This is a genomic window from Rhizobium sp. IY2, assembly GCF_047532935.1.
Classification (GTDB): Bacteria; Pseudomonadota; Alphaproteobacteria; order Rhizobiales; family Rhizobiaceae; genus Rhizobium; species Rhizobium anhuiense.
In genome coordinates, this window is record NZ_JBLKNU010000004.1 from 15,396 (window position 1) to 33,613 (window position 18,218).

At 61.2% G+C, this 18,218-nt stretch carries 19 protein-coding genes; 16 read left to right on the plus strand and 3 right to left on the minus strand.

Going from position 1 to position 18,218, the window contains the following annotated elements; translation table 11 throughout:
- Position 1: 1 nt before the first annotated feature.
- Genes hisH through coaA form a run of 7 tightly spaced genes read left to right on the plus strand, consistent with a single transcriptional unit; the run spans position 2 to position 4,316 of the window.
- Positions 2-652, plus strand: coding sequence for an imidazole glycerol phosphate synthase subunit HisH (gene hisH, locus ACMUVN_RS15895; protein WP_414815274.1), 651 nt, complete (start codon positions 2-4; stop codon positions 650-652).
- A 52-nt stretch (positions 653-704) separates the two neighbouring features.
- Complete coding sequence (locus tag ACMUVN_RS15900; RefSeq protein WP_063473904.1) at positions 705-887, plus strand: hypothetical protein; 183 nt, start codon at positions 705-707, stop codon at positions 885-887.
- On the plus strand, positions 884-1,441 hold the full coding sequence (locus tag ACMUVN_RS15905) for a hypothetical protein (RefSeq protein ID WP_063473903.1): 558 nt from the start codon (positions 884-886) through the stop codon (positions 1,439-1,441). Before ACMUVN_RS15900 ends, ACMUVN_RS15905 begins: the two co-directional genes overlap by 4 nt.
- 6 nt (positions 1,442-1,447) lie before the next feature.
- Complete coding sequence (hisA, locus tag ACMUVN_RS15910) at positions 1,448-2,194, plus strand: 1-(5-phosphoribosyl)-5-[(5-phosphoribosylamino)methylideneamino]imidazole-4-carboxamide isomerase (protein ID WP_414815275.1); 747 nt, start codon at positions 1,448-1,450, stop codon at positions 2,192-2,194.
- Positions 2,195-2,983 (plus strand): imidazole glycerol phosphate synthase subunit HisF, encoded by a 789-nt coding sequence (hisF, locus tag ACMUVN_RS15915; protein ID WP_047615982.1) that lies wholly within the window; start codon positions 2,195-2,197, stop codon positions 2,981-2,983.
- 17 nt (positions 2,984-3,000) lie between these two features.
- Positions 3,001-3,324 carry a phosphoribosyl-ATP diphosphatase gene (locus ACMUVN_RS15920; protein WP_017962659.1) on the plus strand — a complete coding sequence of 108 codons (324 nt, stop codon included), beginning with the start codon at positions 3,001-3,003 and terminating at the stop codon, positions 3,322-3,324.
- Positions 3,321-4,316, plus strand: a complete 996-nt coding sequence (gene coaA / locus ACMUVN_RS15925; protein ID WP_047615979.1) for a type I pantothenate kinase — start codon at positions 3,321-3,323, stop codon at positions 4,314-4,316. Before ACMUVN_RS15920 ends, coaA begins: the two co-directional genes overlap by 4 nt.
- A 27-nt stretch (positions 4,317-4,343) precedes the next feature.
- On the opposite strand, the gene ACMUVN_RS15930 is transcribed toward coaA, so the two are convergent.
- The 3 genes from ACMUVN_RS15930 to ACMUVN_RS15940 form a co-directional block, all read right to left on the minus strand.
- On the minus strand, positions 4,344-4,955 hold the full coding sequence (locus tag ACMUVN_RS15930) for an alpha-ketoglutarate-dependent dioxygenase AlkB family protein (RefSeq protein ID WP_097544619.1): 612 nt from the start codon (positions 4,953-4,955) through the stop codon (positions 4,344-4,346).
- 1 nt (position 4,956) lies between these two features.
- The gene (gene arfB / locus ACMUVN_RS15935) at positions 4,957-5,394 is read right to left on the minus strand and encodes an alternative ribosome rescue aminoacyl-tRNA hydrolase ArfB (protein WP_047615978.1); all 438 of its coding nucleotides are present in this window, start codon (positions 5,392-5,394) and stop codon (positions 4,957-4,959) included.
- 163 nt (positions 5,395-5,557) lie between these two features.
- Positions 5,558-7,168 carry a phosphoenolpyruvate carboxykinase gene (locus ACMUVN_RS15940; RefSeq protein ID WP_097544617.1) on the minus strand — a complete coding sequence of 537 codons (1,611 nt, stop codon included), beginning with the start codon at positions 7,166-7,168 and terminating at the stop codon, positions 5,558-5,560.
- 338 nt (positions 7,169-7,506) lie between these two features.
- On the opposite strand from ACMUVN_RS15940, the gene ACMUVN_RS15945 reads away from it, so the two are divergent.
- The 9 genes from ACMUVN_RS15945 (at position 7,507) to ACMUVN_RS15985 (ending at position 18,215) form a co-directional block, all read left to right on the plus strand.
- A complete protein-coding gene (locus ACMUVN_RS15945; protein ID WP_188947094.1) occupies positions 7,507-8,241 on the plus strand; it encodes a response regulator transcription factor in 735 nt (244 codons plus the stop codon).
- A 177-nt stretch (positions 8,242-8,418) separates the two neighbouring features.
- The gene (locus ACMUVN_RS15950; RefSeq protein ID WP_048338405.1) at positions 8,419-10,209 is read left to right on the plus strand and encodes a sensor histidine kinase; all 1,791 of its coding nucleotides are present in this window, start codon (positions 8,419-8,421) and stop codon (positions 10,207-10,209) included.
- Entirely contained in the window at positions 10,206-10,655 is a 450-nt protein-coding gene (locus ACMUVN_RS15955) for an HPr kinase/phosphorylase (RefSeq protein ID WP_414815276.1), read from the plus strand. Before ACMUVN_RS15950 ends, ACMUVN_RS15955 begins: the two co-directional genes overlap by 4 nt.
- A 150-nt stretch (positions 10,656-10,805) precedes the next feature.
- Entirely contained in the window at positions 10,806-11,207 is a 402-nt protein-coding gene (locus tag ACMUVN_RS15960) for a PTS sugar transporter subunit IIA (RefSeq protein WP_003544139.1), read from the plus strand.
- A gap of 9 nt (positions 11,208-11,216) precedes the next feature.
- Positions 11,217-11,492: an HPr family phosphocarrier protein gene (locus ACMUVN_RS15965; protein ID WP_003544133.1), complete on the plus strand. Its 276-nt coding sequence runs from the start codon at positions 11,217-11,219 to the stop codon at positions 11,490-11,492.
- A gap of 274 nt (positions 11,493-11,766) precedes the next feature.
- The gene (gene ahcY / locus ACMUVN_RS15970; protein ID WP_047616091.1) at positions 11,767-13,167 is read left to right on the plus strand and encodes an adenosylhomocysteinase; all 1,401 of its coding nucleotides are present in this window, start codon (positions 11,767-11,769) and stop codon (positions 13,165-13,167) included.
- 203 nt (positions 13,168-13,370) lie between these two features.
- Positions 13,371-15,956, plus strand: coding sequence for an ATP-binding protein (locus ACMUVN_RS15975; RefSeq protein WP_414815277.1), 2,586 nt, complete (start codon positions 13,371-13,373; stop codon positions 15,954-15,956).
- On the plus strand, positions 15,953-17,470 hold the full coding sequence (gene tsaE, locus ACMUVN_RS15980; RefSeq protein WP_097544612.1) for a tRNA (adenosine(37)-N6)-threonylcarbamoyltransferase complex ATPase subunit type 1 TsaE: 1,518 nt from the start codon (positions 15,953-15,955) through the stop codon (positions 17,468-17,470). The genes ACMUVN_RS15975 and tsaE overlap by 4 nt, the downstream gene beginning before the upstream one ends.
- A gap of 13 nt (positions 17,471-17,483) precedes the next feature.
- Entirely contained in the window at positions 17,484-18,215 is a 732-nt protein-coding gene (locus tag ACMUVN_RS15985) for a nucleotidyltransferase family protein (RefSeq protein ID WP_097544611.1), read from the plus strand.
- The last annotated feature ends 3 nt before the right edge of the window (positions 18,216-18,218 follow it).

Sequence of the window (18,218 nt, forward strand, 5' to 3'; positions counted from 1 at the left end):
GATGCGCGTCGCGATTATCGACTACGGCTCCGGCAATCTGCGCTCGGCGACCAAGGCTTTCGAGCGAGCGGCCTGTGAGGCGGGTATCGATGCGCATATCAATCTCACCGACAAGGCGGAGGATGTTGCCGAGGCCGATCGCATCGTGCTTCCCGGCGTCGGCGCCTATGCCGATTGCCGGCGCGGCCTCGATGCCGTGCCTGGGATGGCCGAGGTGCTGATCGAGGCTGTCGAGAAGAAGGCACGGCCGTTCCTCGGCATTTGCGTCGGCATGCAGCTCATGTCCTCGCGCGGCCTCGAGAAGACCGTGACGCATGGTTTTAACTGGATTCCCGGTGACGTCATCGAAATGACTCCTGACGATCCTACGCTCAAGATCCCGCAGATCGGCTGGAACACGCTCGACCTGAAACGCGAACATCCGCTCTTCGACGGCATTCCCACCGGCTCGCAGGGGCTGCACGCCTATTTCGTGCATTCCTACCATCTTGCCGCCGAAAACGCTGAGGATGTCATCGCGACCGTCGACTATGGCGGCCCGATGACCGCTTTGGTCGGGCGCGACAACATGGTCGGGGCGCAGTTTCACCCGGAAAAGAGCCAGAAGCTCGGCCTGGCGCTGATCGCCAATTTCCTGCGCTGGAACCCGTAATACCGCCGCCTTATTTCCCCTTTATGGAAACGGCGGAACAGGAGTGCGCTCGATGCCGACTTCGCGGAAATCAGGCAAGGTGTTCTACACGCTGAGACCCTCCAGGGAAGGCCTGCCGCCCTTCTCGGATATTCGGCTTCCCGACGGAACGATCATTCGTCGTGTCGACGAAACCATCCATAAGAAAGCGCTCTCCAATGCGGCCAAGGTGTTGAAAGAAAGGCTGGACCGATGATCCATGAATTTCTTGCCGGCAACGAGAATTCGCTGCTGCGCGCCAACGGCGTCAACGCCGGCGACGTCACTGAAGCGGTGCTGGAATTCTATATCGAGGGCGAGGATGACCTGATCGGCCTGCTTGCCTATGCACTCTATGAGCGGCAGAAGCGCGATTTCGTCCTCAGCCATCGCAAGCGCAACGCCGGCCGTTCGCCCAACGAGGCCGAGCTTGCCGCCGTCAGCAGCAACTATCTCTCCACCGACCTGCGCAACACGCTGCGCGATCGCGCCTCGCAGATCCTGTCGAGTTATGCCGAGACCTATGTCGAGGCGATGGAGGCTGAAATCCGGCTCACCGCAGTCAACAGCGAAGCACTGCACCGGGTGCGCGAAATCGAGAAATCGATGAAGAGGCGCCTCGGCTTCTGGCGCCAGGTCCGGGCCGGCTTTGCCGTCATCCTGCTCCTTCTTTTGCTTTTCGGCGCGGCCACCATTGCCGCTGTCTTTTTCCGCTCGGATATCGTAGATGCGTGGAATGCGCTGATGGTACCGACCACTCTACGGACGTAAGACGACATGATCCTTTTTCCCGCGATCGACCTGAAGGGCGGCCAATGCGTCCGCCTGAAGCTCGGCGACATGCAACAGGCGACGGTCTACAACACCGATCCGGCCGCCCAGGCGAGATCCTTCGAAGACCAGGGTTTCGAATGGCTGCATGTGGTCGATCTCGACGGCGCTTTCGCGGGACATTCGGCTAATGGCGATGCCGTCGAGGCGATCCTGAAGGCAACTGACAATCCGGTGCAGCTCGGCGGCGGCATCCGCACACTCGATCATATCGAGGCCTGGCTGTCGCGCGGGCTGCGGCGCGTCATTCTTGGCACCGCCGCGGTCAGAAATCCGGCTTTGGTCATCGAAGCCTGCCGGAAATTTCCTGGTCATGTCGCCGTCGGCATCGACGCCAAGGGCGGCAAAGTGGCCGTCGAGGGTTGGGCGGAGGCCTCCGAACTCGGCATCGTCGAGCTCGCCAGGAAATTCGAGGGCGCCGGCGTTAGCGCGATCATCTATACCGATATCGACCGCGACGGCATCCTGACCGGTATCAACTGGAGCTCGACGCTGGAGCTTGCCGATGCCGTCTCCATTCCCGTCATCGCCTCGGGCGGCCTTGCCTCGCTCGACGATGTCAGACGCATGCTGGAACCCGATGCACGCAAGCTGGAAGGGGCGATCTCGGGCCGTGCCCTTTATGACGGCCGTATCGATCCCAAGGAAGCGCTGGCGCTGATCAAAGCGGCCCGGGCGAAGGAGACCGCGTAAATGACCCTCAAGGCCCGTGTCATCCCCTGCCTCGACGTCAAGGACGGCCGCGTCGTCAAGGGTGTCAACTTCCTCAACCTCGTCGATGCCGGCGATCCCGTCGAAGCGGCGAAGGCCTATGATGCGGCCGGCGCCGACGAACTCTGCTTCCTCGACATCACCGCCTCCTCGGACAATCGCGAGACGATCTTCGATGTCGTGTCGCGCACGGCCGACCAATGCTTCATGCCGCTGACGGTCGGTGGCGGCGTGCGTGCTATCGCCGATATCCGCAAGCTTTTGCTGTGCGGCGCCGACAAGGTGTCGATCAATTCGGCAGCCGTCAGCAATCCCGACTTCGTCGCTGAAGCCGCCGACAAGTTCGGCGACCAGTGCATCGTCGTTTCGATCGACGCCAAGCGCCGGCGCACGCAGGCGGTCGGCGGCGACAATCTCAGCGCCTGGGAAATCTATACGCATGGCGGCCGCAACGCGACCGGCATCGATGCCGTCGAATTCGCCCAGAAGATGGTGGCGCGCGGCGCCGGCGAGTTGCTGGTCACCTCGATGGATCGCGACGGCACCAAGGTCGGCTACGATCTGGAACTGACGCGGGCGATCGCCGATGCGGTGCGTGTGCCGGTGATCGCGTCGGGCGGAGTCGGCGATCTCGACGATCTGGTCGCCGGGGTGAAGGAGGGCCATGCCAATGCCGTGCTCGCCGCGTCGATCTTCCATTTCGGCACCTATTCCGTCAGCGAGGCGAAGCACTATATGTCGAAGTGCGGCATCGACATGCGTCTCGACTGAACCTTGAAAGCGGACCTATGAGCGGATTTTCCCTTTCCGATCTCGAAAGCATTGTCGCAGAGCGGTCGAAAGCCTCGCCGGAGCAATCCTGGACAGCCAAGCTCGTGGCCGCCGGCCAGCCGAAAGCGGCAAAGAAGCTCGGCGAAGAAGCGATCGAAGCCGTGATGGCGGCGGTGACCGGCGACCGCGACAATCTGACCTATGAGGCCGCCGATGTGCTCTATCACCTATTGGTCGTATTGAAGATTGCTGAAATACCGTTAGAGAATGTCATGGCCGAACTCGAGCGCAGAACCGCGCAGTCCGGCCTCAAGGAAAAGGCCAGCCGGCAGAGTTCATGAGTATCGCGACTGAGATTATCGGGGTGCCGGAAACGTTGGATCACTTCCAGTCGGAATCCTATTCGCCCTACCACTTCTTCTCTTCCGAACAATGGGCGAAATTCCGCGCCGACACGCCGTTGACGCTGACTGGCGACGAGGTCAAACGGCTGCGTTCGATGGGCGATCCGATCGATCTCGACGAGGTCCGGCGCATCTATCTGTCACTGTCGCGGTTGCTTTCGGCGCATGTCGAATCCTCGCAGATGCTATTTGAACAGCGCAACCGCTTCCTCAGCCTGTCCGATGTGACGAAGACGCCCTTCGTCATCGGCATCGCCGGCTCGGTCGCGGTGGGCAAATCAACCACGGCCCGTATCCTCAAGGAGCTTCTGGGGCGCTGGCCTTCCAGCCCGAAGGTCGATCTCGTCACCACCGACGGCTTCCTCCATCCGAACGCCGTGCTGCAGCGGGAAAAGCTGATGCAGCGCAAGGGCTTTCCGGAAAGCTACGACACAGCGGCGATCCTGCGCTTCCTCTCGGCAATCAAGGCGGGGCAGCCGGATGTGAAGGCGCCCAGCTATTCGCACCTCGTCTACGACGTGCTGCCGGACGAATACAAGATCGTCGACCGGCCCGACATCCTGATCTTCGAGGGCATCAACGTGCTGCAATCGCGCGATCTGCCTGCCGGCGGCAAGATCGTACCGATGGTCTCCGACTTCTTCGACTTCTCGATCTATATTGATGCCGCGGAAGATCAGATCCACAATTGGTATGTGACGCGCTTCATGCGGCTGCGCGAGACGGCCTTCCGCGATCCGAATTCCTATTTCCATCGCTACGCCTCGATCAGCGACGCGGAAGCGCTTAATATCGCCGAGGATCTCTGGGCGAATATCAACCTGAAGAACCTGCGCCAGAACATTCTGCCGACGCGTCCGCGCGCCGATCTCATCCTGAAAAAGGGCAAGGATCATCTGATCGAACAGGTCGCGCTGCGAAAACTATAGCAGACGATTCTATTCCGAATATCAGCTTCAGGGATTGACGCGGCGCAGCGTCAGATTGATGCGGCCGCCATTTTTCAGGAGCGTCGACGTCGCCGGGTGAATGCGGTCGACGCCATGGAAACACAGTCTCCCCTCGCCGCCGAGCACGACCAGATCACCGCTCGAAAGCTTGAAAGATAGGGTGCGGTCATTGCGGCTGAGACCGCCGACGCGAAAGAGGCAGCTGTTGCCGAGCGAAAGCGAGACAACCGGGGCCTTGAGATCCTGTTCGTCCTTATCCTGATGCAGGCCCATGCGCGCGTCGTCGGAATAGAAATTGACGAGGCAGGCTTCGGGCGGTTTGTCGTAACCGGCAACGTCATTCCAGATATCGAGCAGTTGCTGCGGCATATCAGGCCAGGGCCTGCCGGTCGCCGGATGCATCGGCTGGTAACGATAGCCGCGCTCCTTGTCCGTCACCCAGCCGAGCGGCCCGCAATTGGTCATGCGCACCGACATCGGTTTGCCGGTGCCGGGCATGGCGGGCACGTAAAGCGGCGCTTCGGCGACGACAGCGCGGATTACCTCGACCAATGCCTCCTGACGCGCGCGGTCGAGATAGCCGGGGAGATGGCGGATGCCGGTCAGGAGTACCGGCATGTCATTCACTACCGCCGGGGCGGCCGCGCATCTTCTTGACTTCCGAGCGGCCGGATTTTTCCTTCAGGCGGCGTTCGACCGAACCCTTGGTCGGTTTGGTCTTCTTGCGCGGCGGCGGCGGCGGCTTGGCGGCCTCCAATATCAGTTCCTTCAACCGGTCGCGCGCGTCCTCGCGGTTGCGGTCCTGGCTGCGAAAGCGGCTCGCCTCGATCATCAGCACGCCGTCCTTCGACAGACGCCGGCCGGAAAGCTTGATCGCGTTGGTTTTCACGCGATCATTGAGGGACGGCGAATTCGGAATGTTGAAGAACAGCTGGACCGCCGTCGAGACCTTGTTGACATTCTGCCCGCCGGGACCACCCGCCAGAACGAATTGTTCCGTCAGCTCCCATCCCGCGATGGTGATCCTGTCATCGATATAGAGCGCGTCGCTGGCCATGCGGCGTTCTATCTCACATCGACGATGAATTGAAAATATCGGCCGGCATCAAGGAAAACCCGGCAATCCTGCGATGCCGGGTTTCACGTGAGTCAGGGAGTCTGTTTAGCGCAATTCCGGACGCAAAGCGGCTGCACACTTTTGCTGGAATTGCTTGCGCGCCTTATTCGGCGGCGACCTTCACGCCGGGGGCTGCATCGCGGACGCCGCCGTCGACGTGGTTTTCGAACTTGGCGAAGTTGGCAATGAACATCGAGACCAGCTTTTCGGCCTGCGCGTCATAGGCTGCCTTGTCGGCCCAGGTCGAGCGTGGATCGAGAATGCTGCCATCGACGCCGTTGACCGAGACCGGCACGGCGAAGCCAAAATTCGGATCCGCACGGAATTCGACATTGCCGAGTTCACCGGCCAAAGCGGCAGCGAGAAGCGCACGTGTCGCCTTGATCGGCATGCGCTTGCCGGTGCCATAGGCGCCGCCAGTCCAGCCGGTATTGACCAGCCAGCATTGCACACCATGACGGCTGATCAGCTCCTTGAGCAGATTGCCGTATTCGGCCGGATGCCGCGGCATGAACGGGGCGCCGAAACAGGTCGAGAAGGTCGCTTCCGGCTCGACGACACCCTTTTCGGTGCCGGCCACCTTGGCGGTGTAGCCGGAGAGGAAGTGATACATCGCCTGGTCGGGCGTCAATCGGGCGATCGGCGGCATCACGCCGAAGGCATCGGCGGTCAGCATGATGATCGTCTTCGGGTGCCCGGCGCGGCCCGTTTCCGAGGCGTTCGGGATGAAATCCATCGGATAGGCGCAACGGGTATTCTCGGTCAGCGACCCGTCGTCGAAATTCGGCTCGCGGCTTTCGTTGAGCACGACGTTTTCCAGTACAGTGCCGAAACGCTGCGTCGTCGCATAGATTTCCGGCTCGGCCTCGGCCGAGAGGCGGATGGTCTTGGCGTAGCAGCCGCCTTCGAAGTTGAAGATACCATTCTCGCTCCAGCCGTGTTCGTCGTCGCCGATCAGCGTCCGGGCCGGATCGGCCGAAAGCGTCGTCTTGCCCGTGCCGGAAAGGCCGAAGAAGACCGCCGCGTCACCGTCCGGGCCGACATTGGCCGAGCAGTGCATCGGCATCACGCCCTTGGCCGGCAGCAGGTAGTTGAGCACGGTGAAGACCGATTTCTTCATTTCGCCGGCATAGGACGTGCCGCCGATGAGGACGAGACCGTTGGTGAGATCGCAGGCGATCACCGTTTCCGAACGGCAGCCGTGGCGGGCCGGATCGGCCTTGAAGCTCGGCAGATCGATGATCGTCAGCTTCGGCACGAAGGTGGGGAGCGCTGCAGCGTCGGGGCGGATCAGCAGATTGCGGATGAACAGCGAATGCCAGGCGAATTCGGTGACGACGCGGGTCGGCAGGGCGTGGCCTTCCTCGGCACCGCCGACGAGGTCCTGGACGAAGAGTTCCTTGCCCGCGGCATGCGCCAGCATATCGTCGCGCAACAGGGCGAAATGTTCCGGCGAGAGCGGCTTGTTGTTGTCCCACCAGATCTCGCCATCGGTATTGGCATCGCGAACAACGAACTTGTCGCGCGGCGAACGGCCGGTGTGCTGGCCGGTGATAGCCCGCAGTGCACCTTGAGCGGTCAGTTCGGCTTCGCCCCGGCGGATCGCTTCTTCATAGAGCGCGGCGGCGGAAAAGTTGTAGCGAGCGCTGGCTGCGCCGCCCAATCCAACCGTTGCCAGCTCTGTTGCCGGGTTATGAACTCCGAACATTTCCATGGCTAGTTCCCTTCGCTCAGGCTCGTTGCCGTTAAAACTAAGCGCGAAAATACGGGCAGAAATTTTAAAACACAAGATGTAGAAATTGAGAAAGTGCAGTAATATCAAATATTTAATCGATTTAAATTTATGGCCTACATTTTAAATCGTTTTAAGGAGCCGCGTTTAAACATTTTGCCGCACCACTTAAGATTGCCGGCGAATTTTACGACAATCTTCCCCTTTATCTTTGCCACAATTTGTTCCACCTTTATCCTCCATAAGCGCATCCGGTCATTGAGACCGCCTGGGGAGAGCAAAATCCGGGAGATTGCGCACTGATGACGGAGACCAACACCATGCCGACAATCGCGCTCGTTGATGACGACCGCAACATCCTTACCTCTGTGTCGATCGCACTGGAGGCCGAAGGATACAAGGTCGAGACCTATACGGACGGTGCCTCGGCGCTCGACGGCCTTTTGGCGCGACCGCCACAGCTGGCGATCTTCGACATCAAGATGCCGCGCATGGACGGCATGGAGCTGCTGCGCCGCCTGCGGCAGAAGTCGGATATTCCCGTCATCTTCCTCACTTCCAAGGATGAGGAGATCGATGAGCTGTTCGGCCTGAAGATGGGCGCCGACGATTTCATCACCAAGCCATTTTCGCAGCGCCTGCTGGTCGAGCGCGTGCGCGCCGTCCTGCGCCGCGCCTCCAGCCGTGAAGCCGCTGCCGCCGGCACCAGCCCCGCCGGCGCGCCGAAGGCCGGCGCGGTGCAGCAGGCCCGCTCACTGGAGCGCGGGCAGCTGGTCATGGACCAGGAACGCCATACCTGCACCTGGAAGGGTGAGGCCGTGACGCTGACGGTGACCGAATTCCTGATTCTGCATTCGCTGGCGCAGCGCCCCGGCGTCGTCAAAAGCCGCGACGCGCTGATGGACGCGGCCTATGACGAACAGGTCTATGTCGACGACCGGACCATCGACAGCCACATCAAGCGGCTGCGCAAGAAATTCAAGATGGTCGACACCGACTTTGATATGATTGAAACACTCTACGGAGTGGGATACCGCTTCCGCGAAGCAGCCTGAGCCTAAACGGCGCGGCGCGACTGCATAATTCCTTGGAGCCGATCCAAGAATAAAATATGCAGCGGTTCAAACTGTTGCAGCGCCTTTTGCGCGTCTGAAAAGACGCGCGGCGCTGTGGGAATTGTTGAGGGCAGCGGGCCGGTTCCATCCGGCCCCGCCCTTCGAAAGGGCCTGTCATTGGCACAGTTGGTGCAGGAAAGGGATCTGGACGATGCGGAGGGCGTGAGCACCCGTCGCGTCCGAGGCCGCCGTTGGTCGCACCCCTTCACGCTGATCCGCCGCATCTTCGGCAATGCGGTGTTTTCGAGCCTGACGCGGCGTATCCTGTTCTTCAATCTGGCCGCGCTGCTGGTTCTCGTCGGCGGCATTCTCTACCTCAACCAGTTTCGCGAGGGATTGATCGACGCCCGCGTCGAGAGCCTGTTGACGCAGGGCGAGATCATCGCCGGCGCCGTTTCGGCTTCCGCGTCGGTCGATACCAACTCGATCACCATCGATCCGCAGAAGCTGCTCGAGCTGCAGGCCGGTCAGAGCATCACCCCGGTGCCGAACGACGAGGACCTGGAATTCCCAATCGACCCCGAGAAGGTTGCCCCGGTGCTGCGCCGGCTGATCTCTCCGACGCGCACGCGCGCCCGCATCTTCGATGCCGACGCCAATCTGCTGCTCGATTCGCGCCATCTCTATTCGCGCGGGCAGGTGCTGCGCTTCGATCTGCCGCCGGTCGAAGAGGAGAAACAGACCTGGAGCGAGTGGTTCGCGACCCTGTTCAACAAGGCGTTGCAGCCCGGCAATCTGCCGGTCTACAAAGAGGCGCCGGGTGGCGACGGCTCGATCTATCCCGAGGTGATGAACGCGCTGACCGGCGTGCGCGGGGCGGTCGTGCGCACGACCGAAAAAGGCGAGCTCATCGTTTCCGTCGCCGTGCCGATCCAGCGCTTCCGCGCCGTGCTCGGCGTGCTGCTGCTGTCGACACAGGCGGGCGACATCGACAATATCGTTCATGCCGAGCGGCTTGCCATCATGCGCGTCTTCGGCGTCGCGACGCTCGTCAACGTGCTGCTTTCGCTGGTGTTGTCCTCGACGATCGCCAATCCGCTGCGCCGCCTTTCGGCCGCCGCCATCCGTGTGCGCCGCGGCGCCAAGGCGCGTGAGGAGATCCCCGACTTCTCCGCCCGCCAGGATGAAATCGGCAATCTTTCCATCGCCTTGCGCGAAATGACGACGGCGCTCTACGACCGCATCGATGCGATCGAGAGTTTCGCGGCCGATGTCAGCCACGAGCTCAAGAATCCGCTGACATCGCTGCGCAGCGCTGTCGAAACGCTGCCGCTCGCCCGCTCCGACGATTCCAAGAAGCGGCTGATGGATGTCATCCAGCACGACGTCCGCCGTCTCGACCGGCTGATCAGCGATATCTCCGACGCCTCCCGCCTCGATGCCGAACTCGCCCGCGTCGATGCCGGCTCCGTCGACATGGAGGTGCTGCTGCGCGACCTGATCGAGGTTTCGCGCCAGGTCCGGAGCAGCAAGAAGCAGGTGGAGATCGAATATGCGATCGAACGCAAGCCGAACGTCAAGACCCGCTTCGTGGTCAACGGCCACGATCTGCGCATCGGCCAGATCATCGCCAACCTGATCGAGAACGCCCGCTCTTTCGTTCCGGAAAAGGGCGGCAAGATTATCGTGCGGCTGGTGCGGACACGTTCGCGCTGCGTCACGACGATCGAAGACAATGGTCCCGGCATCCAGGCGGAAAATATCGACCGTATCTTCGAGCGTTTCTATACGGACCGTCCGGAATCGGAAGGCTTCGGCCAGAATTCGGGCCTCGGCCTTTCGATCAGCCGCCAGATCGCCGAAGCCCATGGCGGTTCGCTGAGAGCCGAAAACATTACCGATTCCGAAGGCGGACATGTGCTCGGCGCGCGCTTCATCCTCTCTTTGCCCGTCGACGCCGCCGCATGACCGACGCTCTGAACATTCATGCGACGGCGATCGTCGTCGGCAGAACGGGGCTCTTGTTCAGCGGCCCCTCCGGCTGGGGCAAATCGATGCTGGCCTTCACCTGCATGACCGAGGCGCGCCGGCTCGGGCTTTTCACGGCACTGGTCGCCGACGACCAGGTGCTTTTGTCGGGAGAGGCCGGCACGGTCATCGCCACATGTCCACCGTCGATCGCCGGGCTGATCGAGCTTCGCGGCACCGGCATCGTCCAGCAGGATCATATTCCGAGCGCAGCCATGCATTATGCCGTGCTTCCGGGCAGCGCTTCCGGTGAAAACCGCCTGCCCCCCGAAGGCGAAACCGTCAGCCTTGCGGCCGGATTTTCGCTTCCCGCATTGCGGTTGCTCACAGGTGTTTCCGCACCGCTTGCGATCCTGATGGCGAAAGCACCCGATATCGGGCATTGAAGCCTTCCGGATTGGTCAATCTGCCTTATATATTCGCATTTTTATCTTGCACTTCGGCTTTTCATAGCCAAGATGTGCCCCCACCGGTGGACGTAATTGCTGCATTGCGATATTGGGGCCACCGATTGCGTATATGGGAGCAGTAATATCATGATCGGACTTGTGCTTGTCACTCATGGCAAGCTGGCTGAAGAGTTTCGTCATGCTGTCGAGCACGTCGTCGGTCCTCAGAAATTCATCGAGACGGTCTGCATTGGCCCCGAAGACGACATGGACCAGAGACGGCAGGACATTCTGGAAGCCGTTTCCGGTGCCGATGACGGCCATGGCGTCGTCATCCTGACTGACATGTTCGGCGGCACGCCGTCCAATCTCGCCATATCAGTGATGAGCAGCGGCCATACCGAAGTCATTGCCGGCGTCAACCTGCCGATGCTGATCAAGCTTGCCGGCGTACGCGGCGAGAACAACATGGAGAAGGCGCTGGTGGAGGCTTCCGAAGCCGGGCGGAAATATATCAATGTCGCGAGCCGTGTGCTCAGCGGAAAATAACGGGCCTTCATGACATCGCTCTCCCGGGAACTCCTGATCATCAACAAGCGCGGTCTTCACGCGCGCGCCTCCGCCAAATTCGTGCAGATGGTCGAAACCTTCGATGCAGCCATCACCGTTTCCAAAGATGGAATGACGGTTGGCGGCACTTCCATCATGGGCCTGATGATGCTTGCGGCCAGCCCCGGCTCTAGCGTCGTCGTCTCGGCGAGCGGCAGTCAGGCCGAGGAAGCCCTGGAGGCGCTGGATCAGCTGATCCAGAACAGGTTCGGCGAAGAAATGTGAGCTCCGGCCGAGCTCATATAAACATATAAAGACTTCTTTATATCCTTATTGCCATCTCAGACGAAGCCTGCTAAACGGCGACATGCCGTGCGCTAACGCGCGTTCGCATCGAACTTGGTTCATGCAACGCATTTTAGCTCTTCGTCGTTATGCCTGTCGTTGTCCCGGAACCGCTGCACTTCCAGGCGACATGCATGAGCACGCGGCCCATCCGTCGCGCGGTCATCTTCGCGCCTGCGCCAATTTTGAGACGTTTTTCAGCCTGGAGACCTCTATGAGCACTGAAAAAGATTATGTCGTCGCCGATATCGGGCTTGCGGATTTCGGCCGCAAGGAAATTACGATCGCCGAAACCGAAATGCCGGGGCTGATGTCCTGCCGCACCGAATTCGGCCAGGCAAAGCCGCTGAAGGGCGCGCGCATCACCGGCTCGCTGCATATGACCATCCAGACGGCCGTGCTCATCGAAACGCTGGTTGCGCTCGGCGCCGAAGTCCGCTGGGCCTCGTGCAACATCTTCTCGACGCAGGATCATGCCGCAGCCGCGATCGCCGCTGCCGGCGTTCCGGTCTTCGCCATCAAGGGCGAGTCGCTGGAAGACTACTGGGTCTATACCGACAAGATCTTCCAGTGGGCCGATGGCGGCCTTTCCAACATGATCCTCGATGACGGCGGCGACGCCACCATGTATATCCTGCTCGGCGCCCGCGCCGAAGCCGGCGAGGACGTGCTGTCCCATCCGCATTCCGAAGAAGAGGAAATCCTCTTCGCGCAGATCAAGAAGCGTCTTGCCGCTTCGCCGGGCTGGTTCACCAAGCAGCGTGATGCCATCAAGGGCGTTACCGAAGAAACCACGACGGGCGTCAATCGCCTTTACCAGCTCAGCCAGAAGGGCCTGCTGCCCTTCCCGGCCATCAACGTCAACGACTCCGTCACCAAGTCGAAATTCGACAACAAGTATGGCTGCAAGGAATCGCTGGTCGATGGTATCCGCCGCGGCACCGACGTGATGATGGCCGGCAAGGTTGCCGTCGTCTGCGGTTACGGCGACGTCGGCAAGGGTTCTGCCGCATCGCTTTCCGGCGCCGGCGCCCGCGTCAAGGTGACCGAAGCCGATCCGATCTGCGCCCTGCAGGCCGCCATGGATGGTTATGAAGTCGTCCTGCTCGAGGACGTCGTTTCCTCGGCCGATATCTTCATCACCACCACGGGCAACAAGGATGTCATCCGCATCGACCATATGCGTCAGATGAAGGATATGGCGATCGTCGGCAACATCGGTCACTTCGACAACGAAATCGAAGTCGCTGCGTTGCGCAATCTCAAGTGGACCAACGTCAAGCCGCAGGTCGACCTGATCGAATTCCCCAAGGGCAACCGGATCATCCTTCTTTCCGAAGGCCGCCTGCTCAATCTCGGCAACGCCACCGGCCATCCGTCCTTCGTGATGTCGGCTTCCTTCACCAACCAGACACTGGCGCAGATCGAGCTCTTCACCAAGCCCGACCAGTATTCCAACAAGGTCTATATCCTGCCGAAGCATCTCGATGAAAAGGTCGCGCGCCTGCATCTCGACAAGCTCGGCGTGAAGCTGACCGAGCTTTCCGAGGAACAGGCTGCCTATATCGGCGTCTCGCCGAAGGGCCCGTTCAAGTCCGACCACTACAGATATTGATCCGACCGTTAATATCCACAAGATGTAGAAGCCGCGGCATTGACAAATGCCGCGGCTTATTTTTTGGACGCTCCCTTCCCGCCGATTCCCTTCCGAAGTATTGTTTTAAGACTTGATTCGTGGCGCCGGACCCCGTCCGACCGCTGCGAAAATGGGATGTCTTGTCGTAATGCGGCACATTGAAGGACGGAGACATACCGCGGATGTCGGAAATGAAAAGCAGCCTGCCCGGTCAGGCGGATGATGGCGCTTGCGCCGGTCGCCGCCCGCTCATGGCAGGCCAAGGATATAAGTCTGCAACGGCACACGAGGCCGCAAAGCAAGAGCATGGACCATTGGCGCGCTTCCTGAAAACCTGCGCGGCCGGTACCGCGCTTGCCGCGTTGGCGCGGCCGGTTCTGGCACAGACGGAGCAGCAGGCGGCGGCCTCGGCCCACCTCTTCACATCCTCGCAAGTCGTCGGCGTTTCCGTCGTCATCGGCGTCATATCGGCGGCACTGCTTTCGACGCTGTGGCTCGTGCGCCAGCGCGGCAATCTGGAAAACGAGAGCCGGGAAATCCGCTCGGCACTCTCTGACGCCCAGCAGCGCATTTCCCAATACCAGGCTCTGATCGCCGACAAGAATCGGCGGATCGTCATCTGGGACGGCAATGCCCGCCCTGAACTGCTCGGCCAGCTTCCGCCCGAGACCGGCGCGCCGCAGGACGGCGAATTCCTGGCCTTCGGCCTGTGGCTGAAGTCACGTTCGGCCTCCGAACTGGAAAAGGCGATCGATCGGCTGCGCGACGAGGCACAGAGCTTCGACATGGTGGTCGAAACCATCCGCGACGAAATCCTCGAGGCGCAGGGCCGGGTTTCCGGCGGGCGTGCCTTCGTCCGTTTCGTGGCGCTCAACAATCTGCGCGCCGAACTCGCAGAGCTCAGGATCGAGCGCGACCGGCTGATGACCTCGATCTCGGCCTTCCAGACCATGCTCGACGCGATCGACATGCCGGCCTGGCAGCGCGACCCGGTGGGGCGCCTCACCTGGGTCAACCAGGCTTATGGCGAGGCGGTCGAAGCGCGCTCGCCGCAGCAGGCGATCAATGAAGGCCGCGAGATGCTGACGACCGTGGCGCGCGAGCGCATTCGCGCGACGACGACGCCGGAATCGCCCTTCCACGACACGATCTCGACGGTCGTGCGCGGCAACCGCACATTCTTCGACGTCGTCGACGTCAGGGTTCCCGGCGGCTCGGCCGGCATCGCGATCGATGTGTCCGACGTAGAGGCCGTGCGCGCCGAATTGGAGCGGACGCTGAAGAGCCATGCCGAGACGCTCGATCATCTTGCCACTCCCGTTGCCATTTTCGACGGCGACCGCCGCCTGCAATTCTACAACCAGGCCTTCGTGGCGCTCTGGCAGCTCGATATCGCCTTCCTCGAAGGCCGGCCTGACAATAGCGAGCTGCTCGAGCGGCTGCGGGCAGCCAAGAAACTGCCGGACCAGCTCAACTGGAAAAGCTGGAAGGAAACCGCGCTCTCCGTCTATCGCGCGCTCGACACGCAATCCGATCTCTGGCACCTGCCGAACGGTCAGACGCTGCGCGTCTTCGCGACTGCCCATCCCCAGGGCGGCGCCACCTGGGTGTTCGAAAACCTGACCGAGCAGGTCGATCTCGAAACGCGCTACAACACGCTGGTCAAGGTGCAGGGCGAAACGATCGACCATCTTTCCGAAGGTGTGGCGGTGTTTGGCGCTGACGGACGCATCCGCCTTTCGAACCCGGCCTTCCGCGCGCTCTGGGGGATCACGGAAACCGAAGCCAAGCCCGGCACCCATATTCGTGCGCTGGGCGAGGCCTGCGCGCCGTCTTATGACCGGCCGGACGGCTGGAAGGCCTTCGCCGAACTGATCACCAGCTTCGACGACGAACGCCGCTCGGGCCAGGGGACGCTGGAACTCTTCTCCGGCCTCGTGCTCGACTACGCCGTTATCCCGCTGCCGAACGCCCAGACCATGCTGACCTTCGTCAACATGACCGACAGCGTGCGGGCCGAGCGCGCGCTGACCGAGAAGAACGAAGCATTGCGCAAGGCCGACGAGCTGAAGAACGACTTCGTCCAGCACGTGTCCTACGAGCTGCGTTCGCCGCTGACCAACATCATCGGCTTCACCGATCTCCTGCGCACGCCGGGCGTCGGCCCGCTGACCGAACGGCAGGCCGAATATATCGACCACATCTCGACCTCGTCCTCCGTTCTCTTGACGCTGGTCAACGATATTCTCGACCTTGCGACCGTCGATGCCGGCATCATGCGCCTCAACTATGCGGATATTGATCTCAACGATCTGCTCGACGACGTGTCGATGCAGATCGCCGATCGTCTCCAGGAAAGCGGCGTCGCACTCGAAATCACCGCACCCGCCTATCTCGGCTCGATCGTTGCCGATCCGCAGCGGCTGAAACAGATCCTGCTGAAGCTGCTTTCCAATGCGGCGAATTTCTCGCCCGAAGGCAGCTCGATCTCGCTGGAATGCCATCGCGACGGCACGGATTTCGTCTTCTCCGTCAGCGATCGCGGTCCGGGCATCTCGCCTGACATGATCGCCACCGTCTTCGACCGTTTCGCGACGGGAGCGAAAAGCGGCAAACGCGGCGGCGCCGGCCTCGGCCTTTCGATCGTTGACAGCTTCGTCAGCCTGCATCATGGCGACGTGACGATCGACAGCGAACCCGGCAATGGCACGACCGTCGTCTGCCGTATTCCCTCGGTCGATGTACCGCATTCCGCCGCCGCCGAATGACGACCGGCGATGCAATCTCGCTTTTTCTGGAAGACGAGGCGGCCACCCTCCGCCTCGGCGAAGATTTGGCGCTGGCCCTGAAAGCCGGTGACTGCCTTGCTCTTTCCGGCGATCTCGGCGCGGGGAAATCCTCGCTCGCCCGCGCGATCCTGCGCGCCATCGCCGATGACGAGGAGCTCGAAGTCCCGAGCCCGACCTTCACGCTGGTGCAATCCTACGACCTGCGCATCCCCGTTTCTCATTTCGATCTCTACCGGCTTGGCGATCCGGCCGAACTGATGGAACTGGGCTTCGACGAGGCTCTGCAAAACGGCATCTGTCTCGTCGAATGGCCTGAGATGGCCGAGAGCGAACTGCCTGCGGAGCGCATCGCGCTGACGCTGGAACATGAAGGTAATGGCCGCCGGGCGACAATCAGAGCTACCGGTGCGCAAAATTCACGCATCCGTCGTGTCCTGTCGATTCGCGATTTCCTTGACGATGCTGGTCATCCCGAAGCGAGGCGTCGCTTCCTGACCGGCGATGCCTCGCTACGTGCCTATGAGGCGATCTATCCGAAGGCCGAAAACCAGCGCGTCATCCTGATGGACTGGCCGCCGCTTGCCGAAGGACCGCCGGTTCTCGACGGCAAGCCCTATCCCAAAGTCGCGCATCTCGCCGAAAACGCCTATCCCTTCGTGGCGATCGCCGATGTGCTGCGCAAGGACGGCTTTGCGGCGCCCGAGATCTACAAGGTGGATTATAACAAGGGTATCCTGCTGATCGAAGATCTCGGCAGCGACGGCGTTCTGGATGCCCGGGGCCAGCCTATTGTCGAACGCTATCGCGAAAGCGTTGCCTGCCTTGCCAAACTGCACGCCCTGAAATTTCCGCAGGACATTCCTGTTGGAAAGGCGCATGTCCATCATATTCCTGATTTCGACCGCACGGCGATGAAGATGGAGGTGCGGCTGGTGCTTGACTGGCACCTGCCCTGGAAGCGTCAGGGAGCACCGGCAACGGAAGAAGAGCGGGCGGATTATCTGGCGATCTGGGATAGGCTCATTGATGAGCTTGCATCGGCCGAGAACAATCTGCTGCTGCGCGACTTCCACTCGCCGAATATCATCTGGCGACCGCAGGCGAAGGGCATCCAACGGATCGGCCTCATCGATTTCCAGGACGCCATGATCGGCCCCACGGCCTATGATCTCGCCTCGATCGTCCAGGATGCGCGTGTGACGATCGAGCCGGATCTCTTCCGGCAATTGATGGCTGATTATCTGACGCTTCGCCACGCACAGGGCGGTTTCGACGAAACCGGTTTCATGAAGGCCTGGGCGATCATGTCGGCGCAACGCAATTGCAAGCTTGCCGGTCTCTGGGTGCGGCTGTTGCAGCGCGACGGCAAGCCGGGTTATCTGAAACACATGCCGCGCACGCTCGCCTATCTGAATGTCGCGCTCGAGCATGAAACGCTTGCCCCCTTGCGCGATTGGTGCGCAAGGGCTGGAATAGGCCAGAGCGAATCATAAGTTCCGGATCAGGATGACCATCAGACAAGCCATGGTACTGGCCGCGGGTCTCGGAACCCGCATGCGCCCGATCACCGACACGATCCCGAAGCCGCTGGTGAAGATCGACGGCAAGCCGATGATCGACTACGCGCTGGATTCGCTGGTGGCGGCCGGCGTCGAACGCGCCGTCGTCAATGTTCACCACCACGCCGAACAGATGCTCGATCATCTCGGGAATTATCGCGGCCTCGACATCGTCATTTCCGACGAGCGTGACGCGCTGATGAATTCCGGCGGCGGGCTGGCGAAGGGGCTCAACCTGCTTACCCGCGACAATATTTTCGTCATGAATGCCGATCTCTTCTGGATCGGCGAACAGCCGGGGCGGCCGACGAACCTGCAACGCTTAGCCGGATTCTTCGATGCCGACCGCATGGATATGGCGCTGCTTTGCGTTGGGATTGAAGATACGACGGGTCACAACGGCAAGAACGACTTCAGTCTGGCGGCCGATGGCCGGCTGGCGCGTTATCGCGACGATCCATCCAATCCCGTCGTCTATGCCGGCGCCATCGCCATGAACCCATCGCTGTTCGACGATGCGCCGAAGGATGCCTTCAACCTCAATATCTATTTCGACAAGGCGATTGCGCGCGGACGACTTTTCGGCATGGTGCTCGAAGGCCATTGGCTGACTGTGGGAACGCCGGAGGCGATCGGCGAGGCGGAGGAAACGATCCGACGATTGCGGGCGTTCGCTTAAGCC

Coding starts and splice junctions, on each gene's coding strand:
- ACMUVN_RS15900 (WP_063473904.1), top strand. CDS start 705: ATGCCGACTTCGCGGAAATCAGGCAAGGTGTTCTACACGCTGAGACCC.
- ACMUVN_RS15955 (WP_414815276.1), top strand. CDS start 10,206: ATGACCGACGCTCTGAACATTCATGCGACGGCGATCGTCGTCGGCAGA.
- ACMUVN_RS15975 (WP_414815277.1), top strand. CDS start 13,371: ATGTCGGAAATGAAAAGCAGCCTGCCCGGTCAGGCGGATGATGGCGCT.
- coaA (WP_047615979.1), top strand. CDS start 3,321: ATGAGTATCGCGACTGAGATTATCGGGGTGCCGGAAACGTTGGATCAC.
- tsaE (WP_097544612.1), top strand. CDS start 15,953: ATGACGACCGGCGATGCAATCTCGCTTTTTCTGGAAGACGAGGCGGCC.
- ACMUVN_RS15920 (WP_017962659.1), top strand. CDS start 3,001: ATGAGCGGATTTTCCCTTTCCGATCTCGAAAGCATTGTCGCAGAGCGG.
- hisH (WP_414815274.1), top strand. CDS start 2: ATGCGCGTCGCGATTATCGACTACGGCTCCGGCAATCTGCGCTCGGCG.
- ACMUVN_RS15905 (WP_063473903.1), top strand. CDS start 884: ATGATCCATGAATTTCTTGCCGGCAACGAGAATTCGCTGCTGCGCGCC.
- ahcY (WP_047616091.1), top strand. CDS start 11,767: ATGAGCACTGAAAAAGATTATGTCGTCGCCGATATCGGGCTTGCGGAT.
- hisA (WP_414815275.1), top strand. CDS start 1,448: ATGATCCTTTTTCCCGCGATCGACCTGAAGGGCGGCCAATGCGTCCGC.
- hisF (WP_047615982.1), top strand. CDS start 2,195: ATGACCCTCAAGGCCCGTGTCATCCCCTGCCTCGACGTCAAGGACGGC.
- ACMUVN_RS15945 (WP_188947094.1), top strand. CDS start 7,507: ATGCCGACAATCGCGCTCGTTGATGACGACCGCAACATCCTTACCTCT.
- ACMUVN_RS15960 (WP_003544139.1), top strand. CDS start 10,806: ATGATCGGACTTGTGCTTGTCACTCATGGCAAGCTGGCTGAAGAGTTT.
- ACMUVN_RS15940 (WP_097544617.1), bottom strand. CDS start 7,168: ATGGAAATGTTCGGAGTTCATAACCCGGCAACAGAGCTGGCAACGGTT.
- ACMUVN_RS15985 (WP_097544611.1), top strand. CDS start 17,484: ATGACCATCAGACAAGCCATGGTACTGGCCGCGGGTCTCGGAACCCGC.
- ACMUVN_RS15930 (WP_097544619.1), bottom strand. CDS start 4,955: ATGCCGGTACTCCTGACCGGCATCCGCCATCTCCCCGGCTATCTCGAC.
- arfB (WP_047615978.1), bottom strand. CDS start 5,394: ATGGCCAGCGACGCGCTCTATATCGATGACAGGATCACCATCGCGGGA.
- ACMUVN_RS15965 (WP_003544133.1), top strand. CDS start 11,217: ATGACATCGCTCTCCCGGGAACTCCTGATCATCAACAAGCGCGGTCTT.